This is a genomic window from Methylobacterium sp. ap11, assembly GCF_900110515.1.
GTDB classification, from domain to species: Bacteria; Pseudomonadota; Alphaproteobacteria; order Rhizobiales; family Beijerinckiaceae; genus Methylobacterium; species Methylobacterium ajmalii.
Map to the genome: position 1 here is coordinate 73,904 of NZ_FOEB01000021.1, position 24,008 is coordinate 97,911.

The 24,008-nt window shown below is 71.7% G+C and carries 22 protein-coding genes; 6 read left to right on the top strand and 16 right to left on the bottom strand.

Going from position 1 to position 24,008, the window contains the following annotated elements; translation table 11 throughout:
- Positions 1–6: 6 nt before the first annotated feature.
- Complete coding sequence (locus BMX97_RS24220) at positions 7–315, bottom strand: hypothetical protein (protein WP_143074708.1); 309 nt, start codon at positions 313–315, stop codon at positions 7–9.
- A 225-nt stretch (positions 316–540) separates the two neighbouring features.
- On the opposite strand from BMX97_RS24220, the gene BMX97_RS24225 reads away from it, so the two are divergent.
- Positions 541–1,479: a pirin family protein gene (locus BMX97_RS24225; protein WP_091753774.1), complete on the top strand. Its 939-nt coding sequence runs from the start codon at positions 541–543 to the stop codon at positions 1,477–1,479.
- A gap of 33 nt (positions 1,480–1,512) precedes the next feature.
- Here BMX97_RS24225 and BMX97_RS24230 read toward each other — a convergent pair whose 3' ends face one another.
- The 5 genes from BMX97_RS24230 to ubiE form a co-directional block, all read right to left on the bottom strand.
- Positions 1,513–2,694: a S1C family serine protease gene (locus BMX97_RS24230; protein ID WP_091753775.1), complete on the bottom strand. Its 1,182-nt coding sequence runs from the start codon at positions 2,692–2,694 to the stop codon at positions 1,513–1,515.
- A 30-nt stretch (positions 2,695–2,724) separates the two neighbouring features.
- Positions 2,725–3,060, bottom strand: coding sequence for a hypothetical protein (locus BMX97_RS24235; RefSeq protein ID WP_091753776.1), 336 nt, complete (start codon positions 3,058–3,060; stop codon positions 2,725–2,727).
- Between the two features lie 423 nt (positions 3,061–3,483).
- The gene (locus BMX97_RS24240; protein WP_091753777.1) at positions 3,484–4,503 is read right to left on the bottom strand and encodes a hypothetical protein; all 1,020 of its coding nucleotides are present in this window, start codon (positions 4,501–4,503) and stop codon (positions 3,484–3,486) included.
- A gap of 67 nt (positions 4,504–4,570) precedes the next feature.
- The gene (ubiB, locus tag BMX97_RS24245; RefSeq protein ID WP_091753778.1) at positions 4,571–6,121 is read right to left on the bottom strand and encodes a 2-polyprenylphenol 6-hydroxylase; all 1,551 of its coding nucleotides are present in this window, start codon (positions 6,119–6,121) and stop codon (positions 4,571–4,573) included.
- A gap of 10 nt (positions 6,122–6,131) precedes the next feature.
- Entirely contained in the window at positions 6,132–6,890 is a 759-nt protein-coding gene (ubiE, locus tag BMX97_RS24250; protein WP_091753779.1) for a bifunctional demethylmenaquinone methyltransferase/2-methoxy-6-polyprenyl-1,4-benzoquinol methylase UbiE, read from the bottom strand.
- Positions 6,891–7,021: 131 nt separating this feature from the next.
- Between ubiE and mutM the strand changes: the two genes are divergently transcribed.
- Both mutM and pip read left to right on the top strand, forming a co-directional pair.
- Positions 7,022–7,912 carry a bifunctional DNA-formamidopyrimidine glycosylase/DNA-(apurinic or apyrimidinic site) lyase gene (mutM, locus tag BMX97_RS24255; RefSeq protein WP_091753780.1) on the top strand — a complete coding sequence of 297 codons (891 nt, stop codon included), beginning with the start codon at positions 7,022–7,024 and terminating at the stop codon, positions 7,910–7,912.
- 20 nt (positions 7,913–7,932) lie between these two features.
- A complete protein-coding gene (pip, locus tag BMX97_RS24260) occupies positions 7,933–8,868 on the top strand; it encodes a prolyl aminopeptidase (protein ID WP_091753781.1) in 936 nt (311 codons plus the stop codon).
- A 285-nt stretch (positions 8,869–9,153) separates the two neighbouring features.
- On the opposite strand, the gene BMX97_RS24265 is transcribed toward pip, so the two are convergent.
- From BMX97_RS24265 to BMX97_RS24285, 5 genes are all read right to left on the bottom strand, one after another.
- Complete coding sequence (locus BMX97_RS24265) at positions 9,154–10,083, bottom strand: 3,5-dioxohexanoate:acetyl-CoA acetone transferase (protein WP_091753782.1); 930 nt, start codon at positions 10,081–10,083, stop codon at positions 9,154–9,156.
- A gap of 20 nt (positions 10,084–10,103) precedes the next feature.
- Entirely contained in the window at positions 10,104–11,030 is a 927-nt protein-coding gene (locus BMX97_RS24270; RefSeq protein ID WP_091753783.1) for a 3-hydroxyacyl-CoA dehydrogenase, read from the bottom strand.
- Positions 11,031–11,070: 40 nt separating this feature from the next.
- Positions 11,071–13,596 carry a branched-chain amino acid ABC transporter ATP-binding protein/permease gene (locus BMX97_RS24275; protein ID WP_091753816.1) on the bottom strand — a complete coding sequence of 842 codons (2,526 nt, stop codon included), beginning with the start codon at positions 13,594–13,596 and terminating at the stop codon, positions 11,071–11,073.
- Positions 13,597–13,601: 5 nt separating this feature from the next.
- Positions 13,602–14,480 (bottom strand): branched-chain amino acid ABC transporter permease, encoded by an 879-nt coding sequence (locus BMX97_RS24280; protein WP_091753784.1) that lies wholly within the window; start codon positions 14,478–14,480, stop codon positions 13,602–13,604.
- Positions 14,481–14,754: 274 nt separating this feature from the next.
- Positions 14,755–16,002: an ABC transporter substrate-binding protein gene (locus tag BMX97_RS24285; RefSeq protein ID WP_091753785.1), complete on the bottom strand. Its 1,248-nt coding sequence runs from the start codon at positions 16,000–16,002 to the stop codon at positions 14,755–14,757.
- A gap of 195 nt (positions 16,003–16,197) precedes the next feature.
- On the opposite strand from BMX97_RS24285, the gene BMX97_RS24290 reads away from it, so the two are divergent.
- Both BMX97_RS24290 and BMX97_RS24295 read left to right on the top strand, forming a co-directional pair.
- Entirely contained in the window at positions 16,198–16,902 is a 705-nt protein-coding gene (locus BMX97_RS24290; protein WP_091753786.1) for a GntR family transcriptional regulator, read from the top strand.
- Between the two features lie 29 nt (positions 16,903–16,931).
- Positions 16,932–17,699 carry an SDR family oxidoreductase gene (locus BMX97_RS24295; RefSeq protein WP_091753787.1) on the top strand — a complete coding sequence of 256 codons (768 nt, stop codon included), beginning with the start codon at positions 16,932–16,934 and terminating at the stop codon, positions 17,697–17,699.
- 92 nt (positions 17,700–17,791) lie between these two features.
- Here BMX97_RS24295 and BMX97_RS34255 read toward each other — a convergent pair whose 3' ends face one another.
- From BMX97_RS34255 to purD, 4 genes are all read right to left on the bottom strand, one after another.
- Positions 17,792–17,914, bottom strand: a complete 123-nt coding sequence (locus BMX97_RS34255; protein ID WP_280142813.1) for a hypothetical protein — start codon at positions 17,912–17,914, stop codon at positions 17,792–17,794.
- Positions 17,915–18,044: 130 nt separating this feature from the next.
- Positions 18,045–18,920: an EamA family transporter RarD gene (gene rarD, locus BMX97_RS24300; RefSeq protein WP_091753788.1), complete on the bottom strand. Its 876-nt coding sequence runs from the start codon at positions 18,918–18,920 to the stop codon at positions 18,045–18,047.
- 133 nt (positions 18,921–19,053) lie between these two features.
- Positions 19,054–19,965, bottom strand: a complete 912-nt coding sequence (locus BMX97_RS24305) for an alpha/beta fold hydrolase (RefSeq protein WP_091753789.1) — start codon at positions 19,963–19,965, stop codon at positions 19,054–19,056.
- Between the two features lie 73 nt (positions 19,966–20,038).
- The gene (gene purD / locus BMX97_RS24310) at positions 20,039–21,328 is read right to left on the bottom strand and encodes a phosphoribosylamine--glycine ligase (protein ID WP_091753790.1); all 1,290 of its coding nucleotides are present in this window, start codon (positions 21,326–21,328) and stop codon (positions 20,039–20,041) included.
- 153 nt (positions 21,329–21,481) lie between these two features.
- Between purD and xseA the strand changes: the two genes are divergently transcribed.
- Entirely contained in the window at positions 21,482–23,065 is a 1,584-nt protein-coding gene (gene xseA / locus BMX97_RS24315; RefSeq protein ID WP_091753791.1) for an exodeoxyribonuclease VII large subunit, read from the top strand.
- 58 nt (positions 23,066–23,123) lie between these two features.
- Here xseA and BMX97_RS24320 read toward each other — a convergent pair whose 3' ends face one another.
- Positions 23,124–23,840, bottom strand: a complete 717-nt coding sequence (locus tag BMX97_RS24320) for a DUF1013 domain-containing protein (protein ID WP_091753792.1) — start codon at positions 23,838–23,840, stop codon at positions 23,124–23,126.
- Positions 23,841–24,008: the final 168 nt, after the last annotated feature.

Below are 24,008 nucleotides of genomic sequence, written 5' to 3' on the forward strand. Positions count from 1 at the left end.
CGGCCGCTACGCGACCTGCTGGGCGGCCGTGGCGCGGCCGTGCGCCCCGGCGAACAGCTCGTGGAGTTCGCCGCCGACGGTGCGGGCGATGCGGGTCGAGGCGGTTCCCTCGGTCCGGTCCGCCACGATGGCGCGGAGCGCGTCGGCGGTGCGCTTCTCGATGGCGTAGAACAGGGTCTCGGCCGCCTTGGCGTTGGCGCTGAGCAGCACCGCGGCGAGGTCGTGGTAGGCCTCCTTCAGGAGGTAATGGGCCAGGCGCTCGGCGGCCTGCTCCTCCGTCAGTGCTTCGTCGCCCATCAGTGCTCCGTCGCCCATGGCCCGCCTTCCCTCTACCGGAGCGCGCAGCGTGCCGGAGCTGGATTGCGCGAAGCTTGCGCCCGATGGCTCCCCTGTCCGGCCGGAGGCCGCAAATCGAAACGATGCGTTTCGATCGTTTCTGTTTTCAGACCGATCCGGTGCAGCCAGGATGCTGGCTCACGGGACGGCCTCCCGGCGGGCGACATAACCCCCCGCGGGGCCCCTTCGGAAGGAGCGGATGCGATGAGCTGGCACGGTGCCGACGACCCCGTCCCGGGCGATGCCTTCAGCTGCGACGCGATCCGGACCCTGATCGTGCCGCGCTCGCGCGACCTCGGCTCGTTCGCGGTACGGCGGGCGCTGCCCTCGGCCGAGTGCCGGATGGTCGGCCCGTTCGTGTTCTTCGACCAGATGGGCCCGTCCGAGTTCCTGCTCGGCCAGGGCATGGACGTGCGGCCCCACCCGCATATCGGGCTGTCGACCGTCACCTACCTGTTCGACGGCGAGATCATGCACCGCGACAGCCTCGGCACCGAATTGCCGATCCGCCCGGGCGAGCTGAACTGGATGACGGCGGGGCGCGGCATCACCCATTCGGAGCGCACCGGCAGCGCCCTGCGCCACACGGGTTCGCGGCTGTTCGGCCTCCAGAGCTGGGTCGCCCTGTCGGCCCGGGACGAGGAGACCGCCCCGGCCTTCGAGCATTACGACGCCGCCGCCCTGCCGGTCGTCTCCGCCGAGGGCAAGACCGTGCGGCTGATCGCCGGCGAGGCCTACGGCGCGCGTTCGCCGGTCCGGACCTCGAGCCCGATGGTCTATGCCGACGTGGCGCTCGAGGCCGGGGCCGTCCTGCCGCTCGATGCCGACTACGACGAGCGGGCGATCTACACGGTGTCGGGGGCGATCGAGATCGCCGGCGACGGCTTCGGCCCGGGCCAGCTCCTGGTCTTCCGCCCCGGCGACCGGATCAGCGTGCGGGCGACGGAGACTTCCCGCTTCATGGTGCTGGGCGGCGAGCCGATGGACGGCCCCCGCCACCTGTGGTGGAACTTCGTCTCCTCGCGGCCCGAGCGGATCGCCCAGGCCAAGGAGGATTGGCGCCAGGGCCGGTTCGACACGGTGCCGAACGACGCCGAGTTCATCCCGCTGCCCGAGGACCCGCCGCCGGTCCGCTATCCGTGAGCCGGGCGGGCAGGCGGAACGCCCGCGGAAGGCTCACTCGCACACGACCTGCACGGTGAAGTCCCGTGCCTTCTCGGCCAGCGCCGCGCCGTCGAGCGCGTCGGCGGTGCGCACGGTGATCGGCGCCTCGACGCCGTTCGCCTCGAGGAAGCTCAGGGCGATCGCCGACTTGATGGCGAAGTTCACGTTCTGCGGCACGTCGCCGGAGGCGAAGGCGACCTGCTTCGACTGCACCACCCCGACGACGTTGCCGTACTGGTCGAGGATCGGGCCGCCGCTGTTGCCCTGGTGGACCGGCGCCGAGATCTGGATCTTGCGGGTGTCGTCGCCCGAGCCCGCCACCGCCGTCACGTTGCCGATGGTGAAATTGCCCGTCGAGGCCAGGATGCTGCTCTGGGGAAAGCCGTAGACGTAGACGCTCTCGCCCAGGCGCGCCCGGACCGAGAGGGGCGGCACGGTCTTGGGCGGCACGTCGGTGGCCAGCACCGCGAGGTCGTTGGCCGCGTCCCCGGCCACGAGCCGCGCCTTGAGGATGCCGGAGCCGGGCTGGCGGACCTGGATGTCGGTGCAGCCGGCGACGACGTGGTGGTTGGTCAGCAGATGGCCGCGCTCCGAGACGTAGAAGCCGGTGCCGGTGCTGACCATGCCGGCCTTGCGCGGCGAATCGGGGCCGGGCTTCGGATCGGGTCCCGCCTTGGCGGCGGCGGTCACCGCCTCCTTCTGGCAGCTCAGCACGGCGTCGAAGGCCTCGGTCGAGCCGACGAGGGAGAGCGTCGCGATCTGCCGGCCCTGGAACCGCACCGCGATGCTGCCGGACCGCGACAGGTCGGCGACGAAACGCTCCTTGAGGCCCGCCTGGAACAGGCCCCGGGCCTCGTCGCGCTCGAAGCCTGTGAAGGTGCCGTGCCAGCGCTCGCGGCCGGCGAGCATGTGGAGCTCGTACTGGCCGCCGACCTCGAGCGAGCGCCATTTCGGGTTGGTGAGGGCGAGGTACGACGTTCCCCGCGTCCCGCCGATGCCGAACCACAGGGTGGTGCCGTCGCCGTAGCTGGCGGCGGCCAGGCACCCGCCGAGGCTCTCGCTATAGCCGATCGACCACCCCGCCACCTTGCCGAAGCTCTTGTCGACCGTCAGCCGCGGCGGGGCCGGGGAGGCCGCCGCCGGGAGGGCGGCTGCGGCCGCGGCGAGGAAGGCGAGGGCGATTGGGCGGAGCATAGGGCGGGGATCCGGCATGCGAGGGGCGCGTCAGCGGGCCTGGTTGACGACGGTCACGCCGCTGCGGGGCGAGGCGAAGGGATCGCCCGAGGCGTTCACCGCCTGCACCCGGGCCGGGCCGGCGGCCGGGTAGGCGGGGCGGGGACGGGCGTAGCGCACGACGCGCGTCCGCCGACGCGGCGCGTAGACGACGACCGGACGCTGGCGGGCCGCCTGCGCGGCGATCGAGCCGGCGATCATGCCGCCGATGACACCGCCGGCGAGACCGCCGAGCACGGAGCCGGCGCTCTGCGCCCGCGACGGTGCTGCCCCGGCCAGCGCGAAGGCGCCCGCGAGGCAGGCCACGACCAGACAATGCTTCATCATGAACAGGACCTTCCCGGACGAGACTTGCCGACGACTGTGGAATGCGGCAAGCTTAAGCGTGGAAGGCAGCGCCTGAAAAGAGGCCGGACTGGATATTTCACCCCACAGGTTGCCGTCGAAGCGAGAGAGTCAATGAAAGGCTGCAAGGCTCCGGCGAATCCGGTCGGCACCGGCACGCGCAGCGCCAGTTTTTTACCTCCATGTTTCGATATCGGCCACGAAATATGATGTATCCTAAAAATTTACATTTCGAAAAATGAATATATCAAGATAAATAATAAAATTATACAATAGTTATAAGTCAACACAAATTTTCATAATACCAACAAATAGCTAATTATACATCGATCATGAGATGGAGTGCCCGGTATCTGGCTGAGTCTGAAATTCTTCCACGGTCGGCAACATCGGTTGCGCACCGGCTCATCGGTCCGGTTCGGCGTAGCGTCGTACGAGGTCGTGCAAGGCCGGTGCGGGCGGACCGTAGCTGACGAGCGCCACGTCGAGATCGCCATCGCCTGCACGCCGGAGCGCCCGCAGCAGGGCGGCGTCGATCCAGTCGTCGGCGTTGCCGAAGGCGCCGCCGCCGAGGCGCGTCAGCAGCACGCGGCCGGACGCGCCTCGGGCCGCGTTCAGCAGCCCGGCGAGCAGTGTCCCCTCGTAGGCGGCTTCCAGCACCAGGCGGGCGAACGGTGCCCAGTCCGCCTGCGGCAGGCCCGCATAGGCGACCGGCAGCGCCGAGCAGAAGACCTGGCTGACCAGCGGATGGGGCGACGGTCCGTCGGTGACCGCCACATCCGTGTGAAGGCCGAGCCGCAGCCGGCCGCGCAGGTCGTCCCGGGCGTCCTCGTCCGCCCCGTCCAGATACGCGGCGATGGCCGCGAGCCCTGCCGGCGTCGGCAGCGCGTAGCCGTTGCGCATGGTCCACAACGCGGTTCGCACGGTCCCGATACCTCGCGCGAGGGCGTCGCCGAGATCGGCGAGGCCGTCGAGCTGCCGCCCGGCGGTCTGGCCGAGGCCGCCTTCCACGGGCACGAGGTAGTTGCGGTAGATCGTGGCCGCCCCCGCCGCCATGGCGCAGGCCGGGCCCTGGGTGCGGTCGCCGGCGTAGCGGGCGACGCCGTCCTCCGGGGTGACCTCGGGCCCGACCATCTCCAGCATGTTGAACTGCGAGGCGACCTGGAACAGCGCGCCCCGGTTCCCGGGCAGGCGGTGCAGGGCCCGCACGTCGCCCTCGACGAGGCTCAGCCGCGTCCGACCCGCCCGCCGCACGCCGCAAGCCGCCGCGCGCAGCTCCGCCACCGAGGGCAGCGTCAGCGTGCCGATCGCGAAGCGATCACCGCTTCCCTCCCGCACGAGGCAGCCGCCCTCCACGCGCAGCCGCCGCTGCGTCGGCGCGTGCTCCGTCTCGCGAAAGCCGGTCAGACGCTCGAACCAGTCCATTGCGCCGCTCCGGCTTCAACCCGTCGCTCGCCGTAGCACGGGCTCGCGCCGGCCCCGCGGCGCCCGGTCACCTCACGGCGATCGCCAGCAGCGACCCAGCGATCACCCATAGGGCGAGCGTCGACCATACCATCCGCTTGGTCTCGACGCGGATCCGGCGCTCGACGCGCGTCACCTCGCGCAGGCCCTCCTCGTCGAGGCGCACCAGCACGCGCTTCACCCGCTGAGCGAGGTCCGGCACGTCGGCCACCACGTCGGCGAGGGTCAGCACCGCCCGGCGGGCCTGGTCGGCGCGGCCGATCGGGCCGAGGTTGCGGGTGAGCCAGGCGCGCACCACCGGCTCGGCGGTGGTCCACATGTCGAGGCGCGGATCGAGGGAGCGGGCGACGCCCTCGACCACCACCATGGTCTTCTGGAGCATCACCAGCTCGGTGCGGGTGCTCATGTCGAAGAGCGCCGTGACGTCGAAGAGCAGCGTCAGGACCTTCGCCATCGAGATCTCGTCGGCCCGGCGCTGGTGGATCGGCTCGCCGATCGCCCGGATCGCCTGGGCGAAATCGTCGACGGAGTGGTGCGAGGGGACGTAGCCGGCCTCGAAATGCACCTCCGCCACCCGGCGGTAGTCGCGCAGGATGAAGCCGAGCAGGATCTCGGCGAGGAAGCGGCGCTCCTTGAGCCCGAGCCGGCCCATGATGCCGAAATCGACCGCGACGAGCCGCCCGGCCGGATCGACGAACAGGTTTCCGGGATGCATGTCGGCGTGGAAGAAGCCGTCCCGGATCGCGTGGCGCAGGAAGGACTGGATCACGGTCCGGCCGAGGGCCGCCACGTCGTGGCCGGCCTCGACGATCGCCGCCCGGTCGTTGAGGCGGATGCCGTCGATCCACTCGCTCGCCAGCACGTCGCGCCCGGTCAGCTCCCAGACCGGCTGCGGCACCCGGAACTCGGGGTCGTCCTTGATGTTCTCGGCGAGCTCCGAGAGGGCGGCGGCCTCGAGCCTGAGGTCCATCTCCATGGCGACGGAGCGGGCGAGCGTCTCCACCACCTCCCGTGGGCGCAGGCGCTCGGCCTCCGGGCGCAGGGCCTCGACGATCCGGGCCATGAACCGCATCGCCTGGATGTCGCGGGCGAAGCGCTCGCGCACGCCCGGCCGCATGATCTTGACGGCGATCACCCGCTCGGTGCCGTCGGGCTCGCGCAGGTGCGCCCGGTGGACCTGGGCGATCGAGGCGGCGGCGATCGGCTCGCTGAACGCCGTGAACAGCTCCGAGACCGGCTTACCGAGGGTCGATTCGAGGATGCCGACCGCGACCTCCTGCGGGAAGGGCGGCACCCGGTCCTGCAGCCGCTCCAGGTCGCGCGCCGCCGCCATGCCGACGATGTCGGGGCGCGTCGCCAGGAACTGGCCGAACTTGACGTAGGAGGGCCCGAGGCGGGTCAGCGCCGCGGGCAGGCGGCCGGCGCCGAGGCCCGGGCGCTCCAGCTTGCGGCCGAGCCGCAGGACGACGCGCAGGTGGGGCGGCAGGGCGGCTTCGTCGACGAAGGAGAGGCCGCCCTCGCGGGCCATCACCCAGCCGACATGGATGCCCCGCGCGAGGTGGGCGACGAGGCTCAGCACGACGGGTGCCTCACGCGAGCTTCCAGCCGGAATGGATGGCGCAGATGCCGCCCGAGAGCGGCCGGTGGGTGACGTGGCCGAAGCCCGCCTGCTCGATCATGCGCGAGAAGCTGCCGGGGGTCGGGAAGCGACGGATCGACTCGACGAGGTACTGGTAGGATTCCTTGTCGCCGGCCACCAACGCGCCGATGCGCGGGATGACCTTGAACGAGTAGGCCTCGTAGATCTTGTCGAGGCCCGGCACGTCGACGTGGGAGAATTCGAGGCACAGGAGGCGCCCGCCGACCTTGAGCACCCGGTGGGCCTCGGCCAGGGCATTCTCGATCCGCGGCACGTTCCGGATGCCGAAGGCGATGGTGTAGGCGTCGAAGGTGTTTTCGGGCAGCGGCAGCGACTCGGCGTTGCCGGCCACGAAGTCGATGCGCGAGCCGTACCGGTGGCCGGCCCGCTCGCGGCCGACGCCGAGCATCGCCTCGTTGATGTCGAGCACCGTCACCTTGGTGTCGGGCCCGCCGGCCTCGAGCGTGCGGAACGCGATGTCGCCGGTGCCGCCGGCGACATCCAGCAGCCGGAACGGCCGGGTGCGCGAGGGCCGGAGCGTCGACACGAAGGCGCTCTTCCAGGCCCGGTGCAGGCCGCCCGACATCAGGTCGTTCATCAGGTCGTAGCGCTTGGCCACCGAGCGGAAGACCTCGTTGACGCGGTCCTGCTTCTCCGCGAGCCTGACGCGCTCGAAGCCGAAATCGGTGCTGGTCTCGTCGCCGGCCATGCCTTCAGGTCCCCTGTCGTGGCGGCCTGCATAGCGAAGCCGGGGGGAAAGCACCATCTGGGCAAGCATGTTCGCCGGGTGCGCTTCGTCGCGCTCAAGGTCGCACCATTGCCCTTCGCCACGGACGAGAGATGCCCGAACTGCCCGAAGTCGAGACCGTGCGCCGCGGTTTGGAGCCGGCGATGGTCGGCGCCCGCTTCACCGACGTGGTGCTGAACCGGCCCAACCTGCGCTTTCCCTTCCCGGCCCGTTTCGCCGCCCGGGTGAAGGGGCAGGAGGTCACGGCCCTGTCGCGGCGCGCCAAGTACCTCGTCGCCGAGCTCTCCTCCGGCGAGGCGCTGATCATGCATCTCGGCATGAGCGGGCGGTTCGACGTGCACCTGCCCGACGGGCGCTCCGTCTCGCCCGGCGACTTCTATCTCGAGGGCGCGCAAGGCCAGTCGAAGCACGACCACGTCGATTTCCGGCTCTCGAACGGCGCCCGGGTCGTCTACAACGACGCCCGCCGCTTCGGTTTCATGGACCTGGTGCCGTCGGCGGAGCTGTCCACCTGCCGCCACTTCGCCGGCATGGGCATCGAGCCGCTCGGCAACGAGCTCTCGGGCGAGACGATCGCGCAGCTCTTTTGGGGTAAACGCACGCCGCTCAAGGCCGCGCTCCTCGACCAGCGGCTGATCGCGGGCTTAGGCAACATCTACGTCTGCGAGGCCTTGCACCGGGCCAAGCTCCACCCGGAGGCGCCCGCCGGGTCGCTCGCGGACGCTGCCGGCCGCCCGACCGCGAAGGCCAAGCGCCTCGCGGTCGTGATTCGCGACGTGCTGACCGAGGCGGTGGCGGCGGGCGGCTCCACCTTGCGCGACTACGTCCACACCGACGGCAGCGCGGGCGCCTTCCAGCACGCCTTCCGGGTCTACGACCGGGAGGGGCTGGCCTGCACGGCGAAGGGATGCCGCGGGGTGGTGCGGCGGCTGGTGCAGTCGGGACGGTCGACGTTCTTCTGCGAGACGTGCCAGCCGGGGTAAAGGCCGGGGATCCCTGCCAAATGTCCGATCTCCTCGATCATGGTCTCCTTCCCGTCGCCGGCGGTACCCGGATCTACTGGGAGACCTCGGGCGCGCCGGACGGCATCCCGGCGCTCTTCCTGCACGGTGGGCCGGGGAGCGGGCTCGGAAGCGGCGGGTACCGCCGTCACTTCGACCAAGAGCGCTATCGCCTCGTCGGCATCGACCAGCGGGGCTGCGGCCGTAGCCGGCCGCTCGTGACTGCGGACCTCGGCGGGCTCTCGGGCAATACCACGACGGCGCTGATCGCCGATATCGAGGCGGTGAGGGCGCATCTCGACATCGAACGCTGGCTGGTCTCGGGCATCTCATGGGGCACCACCCTGGCGCTCGCCTATGCGCAGCGTCATCCGGACCGGGTGAGCGGGCTCGTGCTGGCCGCCGTCACCACCACCAGCCGGGACGAGGTCGCGTGGATCACCGAGGGCGTCGGGAGAATCTTTCCGGAGGCGTGGCAGGCCTTCGCCGAGGCTTCCGGCCGAAGCGGCGGGGAGCGCATCGTCGAGGCCTATGCGCGGCGCCTCGCAGGCGACGACGCGGCGGACCGCCGGCGCGCCGCCCGTGACTGGATGGCCTGGGAGGCGGCCCACGTCTCCCTCGATCCGCCACCGCCCGGACGCCCCGACGACCTGGAGCGGGACGCGGTGTTCGCGACGCTGGTGACCCACTACTGGGCGAATGACGGCTTCCTGCACGGCCCGGACGCGATCTCCGCGCGGATGGACCGCCTGCGGACGATCCCCGGTGTCTTGATCCATGGACGCCGCGACGTCAGCGGGCCGGCCGTCACCGCGTGGCAGCTTCACCGGCTCTGGCCGGCGAGCCGGCTCTGCATCGTCGAGGACGAAGGGCATGGCGGGCCCGGGATCAGCGCGCGGATACGGGCCGCGACGGATGCCTTGGCCGGGGTGGCGTGAGGATGGACGGGGCCGGCGACCGGAGGTGCCGGTCGCTGCCCGCCGTGCCGTTCCAGTCGGGTGGCCGGACGCCGACGCCGGAGCCGGTCACCTGACATCACGCGCGGTTCGCGGGCTGCGCCCCCGATGGGCGGAGGCTGCCGCTCGGCCGAACACGAGGCACCCGCCTCCGGCTCGACCCGGGCACGCACGCCCGACATGATCCTGGCCCCGTCGAAGGGGCGCCCGTCCCGGTGCGGAATCGGAGCGCCGCTCCACGGGCTCACGCGCCAGGCGGCCGATACCCTAGAAATTGACCCGGTCGCCGCCCTTCAGCGCCAGGATCTCGCGGGCGTCGTCCGGCGTCGCCACGTCGAGGCCCAGGCCCTCGATGATCTGGCGCGCCTTCAGGACCTGCTGGGCGTTCGACTCGGCCATCCTCCCGGGCCCGATCCACAGCGAATCCTCCAGCCCCACCCGGACGTTGCCGCCGAGCGCGATCGCCTGGGCGGCGATGGTCATCTGGTTGCGGCCCGCTCCCAGCACCGACCAGCGGTAATCGTCGCCGAACAGCCGGTCGGCGGTGCGCTTCATGTGCTGCACGTCCTCCGGATGCTGGCCGATGCCGCCGAGGATGCCGAACACGCTCTGGACGAAGAAGGGCGGCTTGATCACGCCGCGATCGGCGAAGTGGGACAGCGTGTAGAGATGGCCGATATCGTAGCACTCGACCTCGAACCGGGTGCCGTTCTCGGCGCAGGTCGTCAGGATGTGCTCGATGTCGGCGAAGGTGTTCTTGAAGATCCGGTCGCGCGAGCCCTCCAGGTAGGGCTGCTCCCAGTCGTGCTGGAAGGTCTTGAAACGGTCCAGCATCGGGTAGAGGCCGAAATTCATCGACCCCATGTTGAGCGAGGCGACCTCCGGCTTGAAATGGGCCGCCGGCCCGAGGCGCTCGTCGATGCCCATGGTCGGGGCCCCGCCGGTGGTGAGGTTCACCACGCAGTTCGAGCGCTGCTTGATCACCTTCAGGAAGGGCTCGAAGGCTTCGGGCGACTGGTCGGGCTTGCCGGTCTTCGGGTCGCGGGCGTGCAGGTGGACGATGGCCGCGCCCGCCTCCGCCGCGCCGATCGCGGCCTCGGCGATCTCGTCGGGGGTCACCGGCAGGTGCGGCGACATCGAGGGCGTGTGGATCGCCCCGGTGACGGCGCAGGTGATGACGACTTTTCTCTTGGCCATGGGAATATCCTCCTGAACTTTCACGATTGGGCGCGCTTGTGCGCCATCAGCGCCGCGAGGCGCGCGTCGCGCCGGCGGCTGCGCTCCGCCGGCGGGTCGGGATCGGGCCCGCCGTCCCAGGCGGCATTGATGAGGGCGGCGCTCTCCGGCGACCACACCGCGGCGGGAGCCGGATCGGCGGCGAGCCTTCCGTAGAAGCCGCCGTAGCGGGCGGCGTAGTCGGCCACCCCGCCGGGCGCGTTGAGGTCGATCGTGGCGAAGGGCCCGAGGAACGACCAGCGCAGCCCCAGGCCCTCGGCCACCGTCCGGTCGAGGTCGGCCGGGCTCACCACGCCCTCGGCGACGAGGCGGAACGCCTCCGAGAGCAGGGCGCCCTGGAGACGGTTGAGCACGAAGCCCTCGACCTCGCGGTTGACCGTCACCGGCGCCTGGCCGGCGGCCTCGTAGAGGGCCCGGGCGCGCTCGATCACGGCCGGGTCGGTCCAGGGCGCGCCGCACAGTTCCACCACCGGCACCAGATGGGGCGGGTTGACCGGGTGGCCGACGAGGCAGCGGGCGCGCCCCGCGAGGCCTTCCGTGAACAGCGAGGCGACGATGGCGGAGGTCGAGGAGGCGAGGATCGTGTCCGGCCCGCACAGGGCGTCGAGGTCGGCAAACAGCGCGCGCTTGGCCTCGACGGTCTCGGGGCCGTTCTCCTGCACGAGGTCGACGCCGGCCACCGCCTCGGCGAGGGTCGGGCAGGTGCGGACCCGGGCGAGGATGGCCGGGATGTCCGCCACGAGGCCGTGGGTCTCGAGCTGGCGCAGGGCCTCGGCGATGTGACCCGGTGCGGCGTCCAGCGTCTCGGTGTGGATATCGGTCAGGCGGACGTCGAACCCGGACCGGGCGAAGACCACGGCCCAGGACCGGCCGATCAGCCCGGCCCCGACGACGGCAACGGTTGGCATGACGGGCGATTCTCCCTCGGGGCGGATCATAGGCGGGAACTCACAGCCACAGCACCTGCCGGCGAAGGGCCAGGTCGTCGCGCAGGGCCTGCGAGGGGCCGGTATGCATCACGCGCCCCCGCTCCAGCGCCACGGTGCGGTCGGAGAGGGCGAGCGCGAGATCGAGGTTGTGGTCGACGATGACGATCGAGACCTCGCGGCGCAGCGCATCGAAGGTCTCGAACAGGCTCTCGACCACCGCCGGGGCCAGGCCCTCGAACGGCTCGTCAAGGAGCAGCACCCGCACGTCGCCCGACAGCGCGCGGGCCACCGCGACCATCTGCTGCTCGCCGCCCGACAGGTAATCGGCGGGCGTGCGCCAGCGCTCGCGCAGGCGCGGGAAGTACGAGAGCACCCGCTCCTCGTCCCAGTGCACGCCGTTGCCGGTGCGGCGCTTGAGCCGGCCGAGCTCCAGGTTCTCGGCGACGCTCATCCCGGCGAAGAGCCCGCGGCCCTGCGGCACGTAGCCGATGCCGGCGCGCGCGATCACCGCCGCCGAGCGGCCGTCGAGGCGATCGGACCCGAGCCGGATGTGCCCCGAGGCATGGGGCGCCAGCCCGGTGATCGTCTTGAGGCAAGTCGACTTGCCGGCGCCGTTGCGGCCGAGCAGCGCCACGATCTCGTGGGCGTGCACGTCGAAGGTGACGCCCGAGAGGATGTGGCTCTTGCCGTAGAAGGTGTCGACGTTCTCGAGCGAGAGCAGGACCTGCGGCTCGGCGGCGCTCGGGCGGGGGCGGGCCGCCATCGCGGCGGTGCCGGAGCCGATATAGACCTCCTGCACCTCGGGGCTGGTGCGGGCATCCTCGACCGTGCCGTCGACCAGCACCGTGCCCTCGTTCATCACCGTCACGGCGTCGGCGATCTGAAAGACCCGGTCGATGTCGTGCTCGACCATCAGCACCGGCACCTCGGTCGAGACGCGCTTGATGATGTCGCCGATGCGGGTGCGCTCGGCCGCCGCCAGGCCCGCCAGCGGCTCGTCGAGGAGCAGCACCCGGGGCTTGGTAGCGAGCGCCACACCCATGTCGAGGAGACGCTGGCCGCCATAGGACAGCGAGCCGGCCTCGGCGCGCTCCAGCCCCGCGAGGCCGAGCCAGCGCAGGATCTCGGCGGTCTCGGCCGCCGCCTCCCGGTCGGCCCGGGCGTCGCGCCACGGGTCGAACCGGCCGGGGCGGCGCCCCTGCACGGCGAGGCGAATGTTGTCCTCGACGGTGAGCGCCGGAAACAGGTTGGTGATCTGGAACGAGCGCCCGATCCCGGCCGCGCAGATCCGCTCCGGGGCAAAGCCGGCGATCGAGATCGGGCCAAGCGTCACGGTGCCGGAATCGGGCCGGTACATCCCGGAGATCAGGTTGAAGGCGGTGGTCTTGCCGGCGCCGTTGGGGCCGATCAGGGCATGCAGCGTCCGGTCGCGCACCGCGATGGTGACGCCGTCCACCGCCTTCAGCCCGCCGAAGCGCTTGGCGATGCCGCGGGCCGCCAGGATGATCCCGTCGACCACGCCGTCGGGCCGCAGGAAGGCCGGCAGGTTCTCCGGCAGCCCGGCCCGGCGCCCCGCCATGGCGGCGTCCTCGGCGGCGGGCGGGCGGACCAGGCGCCACACGCGCCGGCCGATGCCGACGAGCCCGTCGGGCGAGAACACGATGAAGCCGACGAAGAGGAGGCCGAACCAAAACAGCCAGTTCGCGGTCCAGATCGACAGCATCTCGCGGAACAGGATGAAGAACAGGGCCCCGATCGCCGGCCCGGCGAAGCTCCGCATGCCGCCGATCACCACCATGGCGAGCAATTCGCCCGAGAAGGCGGAGCCGAGCGGCTCGGCCGAGGCGAAGCGGTGGGTGAAGACGCTTAAAACGCCGGCGAGCCCTGTCACGGTGGCGGAGACCGTGAAGGCGACGAGCTTGTAGCGGTTGGTCGGGTAGCCGAGGAAGCGCGCGCGCTGCTCGTTCTCGCGGATCGCCTCCAGCACCGTGCCCACCGGCGAGCGGCGGAACCGCGCCAGTCCGACCACGACCGCGAAGGCGGTGACGGCCACCAACCCGTACCAGGTCCAGGCCGCGTCGAGGTCGAGCCCGAGGAGCCGCGTCCGCTCGACGCCGCCATAGCCGCTCTCGCCGCCGGTGAGCGCGGTCCAGCGGAAGGCCACGGTGAAGGACAGGGCCGACAGGGCGAGCGTCAGGAGCGAGAAGTAGACGCCCCGGCGCCGCAGGATCAGCAGCCCGAGGAGCACGGACGCGCCCGCCACGAATGCGAGGGCGAACAGGGTCGGCGGCAGCAGGGTGCCGGGGAAGAAGGTGCGCTGGCCGATCGCCGCCGCGTAGGCGCCGAACCCGAAGAAGGCGCCGTGGCCGAAGGAGACGAGGCCCGTCTGCCCGACCAGGATGTTGAGCCCCATGCAGGCCACCGCGAACACCACCACGTCGGTGGCCGAGGTGAGGGTGAGCCCGAGCGCCGACAGGCCGAAGGGCAGGGCCACGAGGGCGGCCGCCATGAGCGGCAGGGTCAGTCTCTCGCTGCGGTGATTCATGGTGGTCACTCGAACCGCAGGATGCGCTCGCCCAAGAGGCCGCGCGGCCGCACGAGCAGGATGACCGCCATCAGGGCGTAGATCGCGGCCTCGGCGAGGCCGGGATAGACCAGCACCATCAGGCCGCGGACGATCCCGACGATGAGGGCGGCGAGCACCACCCCCCAGAACGAGCCGAGCCCGCCGATCACCACCACCACGAAGGCGCCGGTGAGCACCTCGGCGCCCATGGCCGGATGCACGCCGGAGATCGGCGCCAGCATGACGCCGGCGAGCGCCGCGAGGCCGACGCTCAAGCCCACCACGGTCGCCATGTAGGGCTGTAGCGAGATGCCGAGCGCCGCGACCATGTCGGGATTCTGGACGCCCGCCCGGACCACCCGTCCGAAGGTGGTGCGCTGGAGCAGGAACCAGACGCAGGCCACCGCCACGACGACCGCCGCCAGGATGGTCAGCCGGTAGCGCGACAGCACGAGATCGCCGACGAAGACCTGCCCGCGCAATCCTTGCGGGATCGCGTAGGGCAGGGGCGGTGCGCCGAAGATCATCCGGATGCCCTGCTCGGCCACCATGGCGAGGCCGAAGGTGAGGAGGAGCGAGAGGATCGGGTCGGCGCGGTAGAACCGCCGGAACAGGAACCGCTCGACCACAAGACCGATGCCTGCGACGAGGATCGGCGCGGCGACGAGCGAGCCGCCGAAGCCGAGTGCCGGCGACAGCTGGATCGTCAGGTAGGCGCCGATCGCGTAGAACGCGCCATGGGCCAGGTTGACGATGCCCCCCAGGCTGAAGATCAGCGACAGACCGAGCGCGATCAGCAGGTAGATCGCGCCCAGGAACAAGCCGTTCACGACCTGCTCGATGGCGAGGGTGAGGAGGAGCACGGGTTAGTTCCGATTCAAAAGGACTAGCGTCATTTTCAGATCGTCACCCGCTTCAATAGAGATCGCGGGATCCCCTCTCCCGTGTGGGAGAGGGGTAGGGGCGATCGAAGATCGCGCAGGGTGCTACGGTTCTGAATAAAGCCCAGCCCGTCGTGCTGGCGGCTGACCGCTGAGCGCTTCAAACGGAACCGTAGCACCCTCACCCCCGGCCCCTCTCCCACACGGGAGAGGGGAGGCGTGCCTCACCTTGCCGGCGTTGGAACACCAGCAGACCTCACCCCTCCATCTTGCACGCCGCCTCCTCCGCCGTCGGGGCCAGCACCTCCATGTCCTCGCTCGGTCCCGGGATCGCCGGGGTCGAGGTGAAGAGGTCCCACTTGTCCTTCACCTTGTCCGCCGGCAGCGCCGTGATCGCGTACATCTCGCTGATGAACTGGTGATCGCGTGCTCGGAAATAGCCGGGGCGGGGCTTCTGCACGTCGAACGTCGCGCCGCCCTCCAGGTACGAAACCAGCTTCGGCCCCTCGGTGGATTTCGTGTCGGTCATCGCCTTGGCGACGATCCTGACCGCGTTGTAGTCGCCCCAGGCCTGGTTCTCCGGCGGCTTGCCGTACTTCTTCACGAAGGCGGCGACGAAGGCCTTGGCCGAGGGCGTGTCGATCGTATGGTGCCACAGGCACGGCCAGGTGCCGGCGAAGTTGCCGGGGCCGGCACCCCAGGCGAGCGCGGTATCGAAGCCGAATCCGGCGACCGGGAAGGGCAGGCCATACTCGGCGTATTGCTTGAGGAAGTTGGTGATCTGGTTGCCGGCGAGGTTCGAGATCACGAGGTCGGGCTTGGCCTGCCGGATCTTGATCAGGTAGGCGGAGAAATCGGTGGCGTCGGTCGGCACCAGCTCGTCCGCCGCGAAGGTGCCGCCCTGGCCCTGCATGAACCCCTTGGCGACCCGCAACAGGTCGTGGCCGAAGGCGTAATCGGCGGTCAGCGAGTACCAGCGCTTGCCCTTGACGAGGCCCTGCTCGGTCAAGGAGCGGCCGACCGCCTTGACGTACATCGAGTTCGCGCCCTCGACGTGGAACATGTAGCGCTTGCAATCCTGCCCGCGCAGCGCGTCCGAATTAGCGCCGGTATTGAGGAAGATCGTCTTTCCGCGCTGCGCCACCTGGCCGATGGCGAGTGCCGAGGCGGAGGAAATCTCGCCGACGATCGCTGCGACCTTGTCGCGCTCGACATAGCGCTCGGCCTTGCTCGACGCGGTCTGCGGGTTGACCGAATCCTCGGTCAGGAGCTCGACCCTGCGGCCGTCGATGCCGCCCGCGGCATTGATATCCTCGGCGGCGAGCTGGGCCGCCATCACGGCGTATTCGCCGAGCGGCCCGAGGAAGCCGGTGCGCGGCGTGAGGTGGCCGATGCGGATCGGTGCGCCTTGCGCCCGCACGAGGCTCGGCATGGCGAAAGCGGCGCCGGCCGCGAGGCCGCCCTGCACGAGGCGGCGGCGCGTGGGAACGAGACCCTGCGTCATGGTTGCGTGTCCTGCCCGGGATCGATCGCGGTCGTTTGGGTTGCCGTGATCTGTGATCACACTTAGGCTGGCATCAAACGGCGCGCCTGTCGAGACGGTCTCGAAACCGTCCGATTGCGCCGAAGGGAAACGCAGGGAGGAGGTCCGCGCTTGCAGAGGCGGGACTTGCAAAAGCACGGCCGGCATGACGGCGGCATGGATGCGCGCGACCGGCCCGACCCGGAGGCGCTCGCGCCGCCCGAGCGGATCACGCTGGGCACCCAGGTCTACGACGCGCTGCGCGACCTCCTGATCGCCGGCGGGCTAGCGCCGGGCGACCGGCTGTCCCTGCGCACGGTGGCGGAGCGGCTCGGCACCTCGATGATGCCGGCCCGCGAGGCGGTGTCGCGCCTCGTCGCCGACGAGGCGCTGGAAGTCCTGCCCAACCGCGCGGTCCGGGTGCCGGTGATCACGCTGCAGACGTTCCGGGAGCTGACCCGGGTGCGGATCGCCGTCGAGGGGTTCGCCGCCGCGGAGGCCGCGCAGGCCTGCGGTCCCGGCGAGCTCGCGGCGATCCGGGATCACGACGCGGCGTTCCGCGGCGAGGTGCGTGCCGCCGCGCCCGACCTCGAACGGGCGATGCGGGCGAACCGCGACCTGCACTTCGCGGTCTACGCCGCCGCCGGCCTGCCCTCGCTCGTCGCGATCATCGAGGGGCTGTGGCTGCGCATCGGCCCGGTGCTCAACCTCGACATGCGCTCCTCGCCCCGCCGCCTCGCCGAGGGCGGGGCCGAGGCGCATCACGCCCGCCTCGTGGCGGCGCTCGCGGCCGGCGACGCGGAGGGCGCCCGGGCGGCGCTCGCCGCCGACATCGCCGGCAGCGCCACCTTCATCGAAACGACCGGACGCCTGGCCTCCTGAGCCCGGCACCCCGACGACGGAGACACGCCATGGAGATGGGACTGGGCGGCCTGAAGGTGCTGGTGACGGCCGGCGCCGGCGGCATCGGGCTCGAGGTGGCGCGGGCCTTCGTGGAGGAGGGCGCCCGGGTCCATGTCTGCGACGTCGACCGGGAGGCCCTCGCGGCCCTGCCCCCGGACATCGGCGCCACCCATGCCGACGTCGCCTCGCGCGAGGACGTCGCGCGGCTATTCGCGGAGGCGACAGCGACGCTCGGCGGGCTCGATTGCCTCGTCAACAATGCCGGCACCGCCGGCCCGACCGGGCGCGTCGAGGAGATCGACCCCGAGGACTGGGACCGCACCCTCGACATCTGCCTCACCGGGCAGTTCAACTGCGTGCGCCTGGCGGTGCCGCTGTTGCGGGCGAGCGCCAACCCGTCGATCGTCAACCTGTCCTCGGCGGCGGGCCGCTTCGGCTTCCCGCTGCGCACGCCCTACGCGGCGGCGAAGTGGGCGGTCGTCGGCTTCACCAAGTCGCTGTCGCGGGAGCTCGGGGGCGACGGGATCCGGGTCAACGCGGTGCTCCCCGGCATCGTCGCCGGCGACCGCCAGCGCCGGGTGCTGGAAGCCAAGGCGCAGCAGCGCGGGATCGGCTTCTCCGAGATGGAGGGCGCGGCCTTCGCGGCGGCCTCGATCAAGGACTACGTCACGGCCCGCCAGCTCGCGGACCAGATTCTCTTTCTCGCCTCGGCGCGCGGCAAGACCATCTCGGGCCAGGCGCTCGCGGTCGATGGCGATTTGCAGATGCTGACGTGATCGGTCCCGCCCGGCGACACCCGGTCGGTCCGGGCGCCGCGGTCCCGGACCGGCGCCGCGGGCGCGTCAGGTCCCGGCGTCGCGGCGCCGGCTTACGGCCACCAGCGCGCCAGGAACCCGCCCACCACGACGGCGAACATCGCCCAGGGGCCGACCACCAGCCAGATCGGGTGCGGCCCGGCCTCGTCCCTGGCCTTTCCATCACCCAGGTTCACGCCACCTAAGTTCACGTCACTCAAGTTCACATCGCCCAGCATCATCGCGGCCCCCGCCGATTCGTCGCGTGAGGCGAGAGAGCCCGCCGATTATGGTTGGATGGGGGAAGCTTGGCCGGTGGGGCTTGCGTCAGGCTGGCCTGTCCTCGGGTGCGCGCACGATCGCGGGCCGCGGTCGCGCCGCGTCCAGGGCGTAGAGCGCCAGTCCCGCCCAGATCAGCCCGAAGACCAGCACCCGGGAGAGCGGCAGCGACTCGCCGAAGGCGAATACGCTCAAGCCGAGGAGGCAGGTCGGCGAGAGATATTGCAGCAGCCCGATCGTCGAGAGCTTGAGGCGCGAGGCGGCGGCGGCGAACCACATCAGCGGCACCGCGGTGGTGACGCCCGTGAGCACCAGGAGCAGCCACTGCCAGCCACCGAGGCCGGTGGGCGCCGGGGTGAGCGCGAGGTAAGCCAGCGCCAGGGGCAGGAGCGCGAATGTCTCGGCGCCGAGGCCGAGAATCGGGTCGATCGGCACCAGCTTGCGGATCAGGGCATAGATCGCGAAGCTGACGGCCAGCGTGAGCGAGATCCAGGGCAGCGCTCCCGCCGCCACTACCGCGGCGGCCACGCCGATGGCGGCGAGCGCCACCGCGGCGAGCTGGAGCGGCCGCAGGGATTCGCGCAGCACGAGCGCGCCGAGCGCGACGTTGACCAGCGGGTTGATGAAGTAGCCGAGGCTGGCATCGAGCATCCGCCCGTTCTGGACCGCCCAGAGATACAGCGACCAGTTGCCCGCGACGACCAGGGCGGAGATGAGCAGGAAGAGGTGGCGGCGCTGGAAGCTGATCACCGGCCCGCGGCGCATCGCCCGCAGGCCGATCAGCAGCAGCGTCACGAACACGCTCGACCACAGGATGCGATGGGCCAGGATGCCCCAGGCCGGCACCCCGTCGAGCAGGCGGAAATGCACCGGGACGACGAGGCCCCAGCTCAGGAAGGCGCCGAGCGCGTAGATCAGACCCACGGATGTTTCCCCCGGGCCGTACCCGCCCGCCGAGGTTGTGCCGCAGGTCCCGCGCCCGGGCTACGGGCCGGGGCGGGGAGCGGTCATCCGCTCCGCGCGGGTCTTCGTCCGCGAAGGCCGGCGCTCGCGGAGGTCACGAGCCGGCGAGGAAACGCTCCAGGATCGGCAGCGTCGCCCCCGGATTCTCCTCGGCGACGAAGTGACCCGAGGACACCATCTCGAACACGGTGTTCTCCGGCGCGAAGGTGCCGGTCCAGGCCTGGCGCACCGGATCGAGCCCGTTCCGGCCGACGAAGCGGTCGGCGACGAGCACCAGGACCGGTCCGGCGAGGCGGCGGCCCTCCGCCAGGTCGGCCTCGTCGGCGGCCCGGTCCGGGCCGGCCCCGGCGCGGTAATCCTCGCAGGACGCGTGGATGCGTTCGGGCACGTTCCAGCTCTGGCGGTAGAGGTCGAGGGCGCCGGGCGAGAAGGGGTCGAGGGTTCCGGAGCCGGTCCAGAGCCGCAGCAGGTCCTCGTAGTAGGGGATCGGGTTCTTGCCGATCTCCTGCTCGGGGATCGGCGCGGGTTGCGCCAGGAAACGCCAGTGCGGGTAGGCGTCCGGCTCCCGCTCCATCGTCCGCCACTGCGAGACCGTCGGCACGATGTCGAGGAGGGCGAGGCGGTCGATCCGGCCCGGCCCCTCGAGGGCGAGGCGGTAGCCGACCCGGGCGCCGCGGTCGTGGCCGACGAGCCCGAAGCGGACATGGCCGAGCCGTTCCATCACCGCCACCACCTCGCGGCCCATCTGCCGCTTGGAATAGTCCCGGTGGGCGGGATCGCCCTTGGGCGCCGCCGACCAGCCGTAGCCCTTGAGATCGAGGCAGATCACCCGGTGGGTGCGGGCGAGCGCCGGGGCGATCCTGTGCCAGCAGGCATGGGTCTGGGGAAAACCGTGCAGCAGCACCACCGGCGGCGCGTCCTCGGGCCCGCCGGCCCGGGCGAAGAAGCGCCCGTCGGGCAGGTCGATCCAGTGCGAGGTGAAGCCGGGAAACAGGTCGGCGGGCATCGGGCGCTCCCCAAGGGTCGTCGGGCCCGCGCCGGGACGCGGGCCCTCTCCGAGGCTAACGCGCGAGTACGGCTCAGGTCTCGCGGGCCACGGCGCGCCAGCCGATGTCGCGGCGGCAGAACCCTTCCGGCCAGTCGATCCGGTCGAGGGCGGCGTACGCGCCGGCTTGCGCCTCCCGCACGGTGCCGCCGAGCGCCGTCACCGCGAGCACCCGGCCGCCATCGGCGACCAGCCGCTCGCCGTCGCGCCTGGTGCCGGCCTGGAACACCAGGGCGCCGGCTCCTTCCGCCTCGGGGAGGCCGCGAATCTCCGAACCCCTGGCGACGGTGCCGGGATAGCCGGGCGCCGCCATGATGACGGTCAGCGCCACCTCGTCGTGCCACTCCGGCACCGCGCCCGAGAGGTCGCCCTCGGCGGCCGCGAGCAGCAGCGGCACCAGGTCGGAGGCGAGGCGCGGCATCAGCACCTCGCATTCGGGGTCGCCGAAGCGGGTGTTGTACTCGATCAGCATCGGGCCTTCGGCCGTCAGCATCAGCCCGGCATAGAGGATGCCCGAGAACGGCGTGCCCCGCGCCCGCATCCCGTCGAGGGTCGGGCGGATGATACGCTCCATCACCTCGGCCTCCAGCGCGGGCGTCAGGACGGGCGCGGGGGAATAGGCCCCCATGCCGCCGGTATTCGGCCCCTGGTCGCCGTCATGGACGCGCTTGTGGTCCTGGGCGGTCCCGAAGAGCACGGCGCGGGTGCCGTCGCAGAGGGCGAACAGGCTCGCCTCCTCGCCGACCATGCACGCCTCGATCACCACCTCGGCACCGGCGGCGCCCATCCCGCCGCCGAGCATGTTCTCCACCGCGGCCTCCGCCTGTTCCAGGGTCTCGGCCACCACCACGCCCTTGCCGGCGGCGAGCCCGTCGGCCTTGACGACGACCGGGATGCGGCCGGCCCGCAGGTAGGCCAGCGCCGGCTCGACCGCGCGGAAGCGCGCGAAGGCGGCGGTCGGGATCGAGAATTCCCGGCACAGCTCCTTCGTGAAGGCCTTCGAGCCCTCGAGCTGGGCCGCCGCCGCGTTCGGACCGAAGGCCCGGATCCCGGCCTGCGCCAGCGCATCGACCAGGCCCGCCACCAGCGGCGCCTCGGGGCCGACGACGACGAAATCGACGCCCTCCCGCCGGCAGGCGTCGACCACCGCCGCGTGGTCGGTCACGTCGAGGGCGAGGTTGGTGCCGTGGGCGGCGGTGCCGGGATTGCCCGGGGCGATCAGCAGGCGCCGGCACAGGGGGCTCTGGGCGAGCTTCCAGGCGAGCGCGTGCTCGCGCCCGCCGGAGCCGATCAGCAGGAGGGTAAGGGGGTGCTGGTCGCGCATCGCCGGTCCCGGAACGGAAGGTCAGTCTTGCGCGAGACGTTTACGGGCGCGGGCGCGGCGCGGCAACCGGCACTGATGCGCGGGGGACACTGGCGGCCGCAAGCGGCGGAGCGGCCTTCCGTGACTCGGGGCGAGCCGCTAGCGTCGCGCCCGATGTCCGCTTCCGCCTTCTCCGCCCCGATCGCCAACGTGCCCGAATGGTCGGTCACCGAACTGGCGACCGCCCTCAAGCGCACCCTCGAGGATGCGTTCGGCCACGTGCGCCTCAAGGGCGAGATCTCGGGCTATCGCGGCCCGCACGGCTCCGGCCACGCCTATTTCAGCCTCAAGGACGGCGGCGCCAAGATCGACGCCGTGATCTGGAAGGGCACGATGATGCGGCTGCGCCACAAGCCCAAGGAGGGCCTGGAGGTCGTGGTCACCGGCCGGATCACGACGTATCCGGGCAAGTCCGCCTACCAGATCGTGGTCGATTCGCTGGAGCCCGCCGGGGCCGGCGCCTGGATGGCGCTGCTGGAGGAGCGCCGCCGGGCGCTCGCCGCCGAGGGGCTGTTCGACGCCGCGCGCAAGCGGCCGGTGCCCTACCTGCCGTTGGTCGTCGGCGTCGTCACCTCGCCGACCGGCGCGGTGATCCGGGACATCCTGCATCGGCTGGCCGACCGCTTCCCGCGCCCCGTCCTGGTCTGGCCGGTTCGGGTGCAGGGGGAGGGGGCGGCGGAGGAGATCGCCGCGGCGATCCACGGTTTCAACGCGCTCGAACCCGGCGGCGCGATCCCGCGGCCGGACGTGCTGATCGTCGCCCGCGGCGGCGGGTCGATCGAGGATCTGTGGTGCTTCAACGAGGAGATCGTGGTGCGGGCCGCCGCCGCCAGCACGATCCCGCTGATCTCCGCCGTCGGACACGAGACCGACGTCACGCTGATCGACCACGCCGCCGACCGGCGCGCCCCGACCCCGACCGGTGCCGCCGAGATGGCGGTGCCGGTGCTGCACGAGCTGCTGGCCGACCTCAATTCCCTGAGCCGGCGCCATGCCGGCGCGCTGCTCCGCCTCGTCGACCAGCGGCGGGGCGAACTGCGGGGGCTTTCCCGCGCGTTGCCGGGCCCGGAGGCCTTGCTCGCTCAGAAGCGCCAGCGCCTCGACCTCGCCGACGCCCGCCTCGCCCCGGCGCTCGCCGCCAACGCGCGCGACGCGCAAAGCCGCCTCAACCGGGCGCTCCAGGGCCTTGCCCGCAACCCGCCCTCCCTGCGGCTGGCGCGGGCCCGCGAGCGGCTGGCGGCGATCGACCACCGGCCGCGCCACGCCCTGGAGCGGGTGCTGGCGGTGCAGGGCGAGCGGCTGAACGGGATGTCGCGCCGGCTCGACCGGGCGCCGGGCCAGGGGCTCGAGCGCCTGGCCGGGCGGCTGTCGCGGGCGACCGCCCTGTTTTCCAGCCTCAATTACCGTGCGGTGCTCGCCCGCGGCTACGCGCTGGTGCTCGATTCCGCCGGCACGCCGATCGGCTCGGCAGACGTCGCGCGGGCGGCGGGCCGCCTGACGGTGGAATTCGCCGACGGGCGGGTGGCGGCCTCGGTCGACGGAGCGCCCGCGCCCGCGCCCGGGACGCCGCCCGAAGAACCCGCACCGGCGCCGGCGCGACCGGCCCCGCGCCGGGCGGCCAAGCGCAAGGAGCCGGCCGCGGACACGAAAAAGGCGCCCGTGGAGGGCGCCGTGCAGGGATCGCTGTTCGAGAGCTGACCCGCCTCGACCCTCCCCCGGAGGCGGGGAGGGTCTCAGCCCGGAGGAAACCCTCCGGTCAGTACTCGTCGTCGTCCTCGTCCTGCTCGCCCTTGCGCATCGGCTTGAGGCGGGCGAACACCGAATCGGCATCGAGGCGCTCGTCGCCGCGGCCGGGGCGGCGCTCGTCGTGGTCCTCGGGCTCGGGCATGACCGACAGCTCGGGCGGCATCAGGGTGGCGCCGCCCTCGGCGGCATCGACCACCGGACGGTCCTTGGCGGCGCGCTGGACCTCGAAGTCGAGGTCGATCTGCGAGCACAGGCCCAGCGTCACCGGGTCCATCGGCTGCAGCGAGCCGGAATTCCAGTGGGTGCGCTCGCGGATCTGCTGGATCGTCGACTTGGTGGTGCCGACGAGGCGCATCACCTGGGCGTCCTTCAGCTCCGGGTGGTTGCGCAGCAGCCACAGGATGGCGTTCGGCCGGTCCTGGCGGCGCGACAGCGGGGTGTAGCGGGGGCCCTTGGTGCGCTTGACCTCCGGCAGCTTCACCTTCGACACCGCCACCTTCATGCGGTGGTTCGGATTGGTCTGCGCCCGCTCGATCTCCTCGCGGGTGAGCTGGCCGGTCGAGACCGGATCGAGACCCTTGATGCCGGCCGCCACCTCGCCGTCGGCGATGCCCTTCACCTCGAGGGGGTGGAGCTTGCAGAAGTCGGCGATCTGATCGAAGGACAGCGACGTGTTCTCGACGAGCCAGACGGCCGTCGCCTTCGGCATCAACGGACCCTGGGACATACACACCTCCTCGGGGCGCTCCCGCCCGGCGGAAGCGCGGCGGCCGCTCCCTCGGGAGGCGGCCTTGCGACACGGGCCCCTCGGCGGCGACAGGGCGCCCCGGGGCGGAGCCTTTCGGCCCCGCCGGCGTCCCGGGATGATCGGGACGGCCTGTCTCACGCTGTGAGG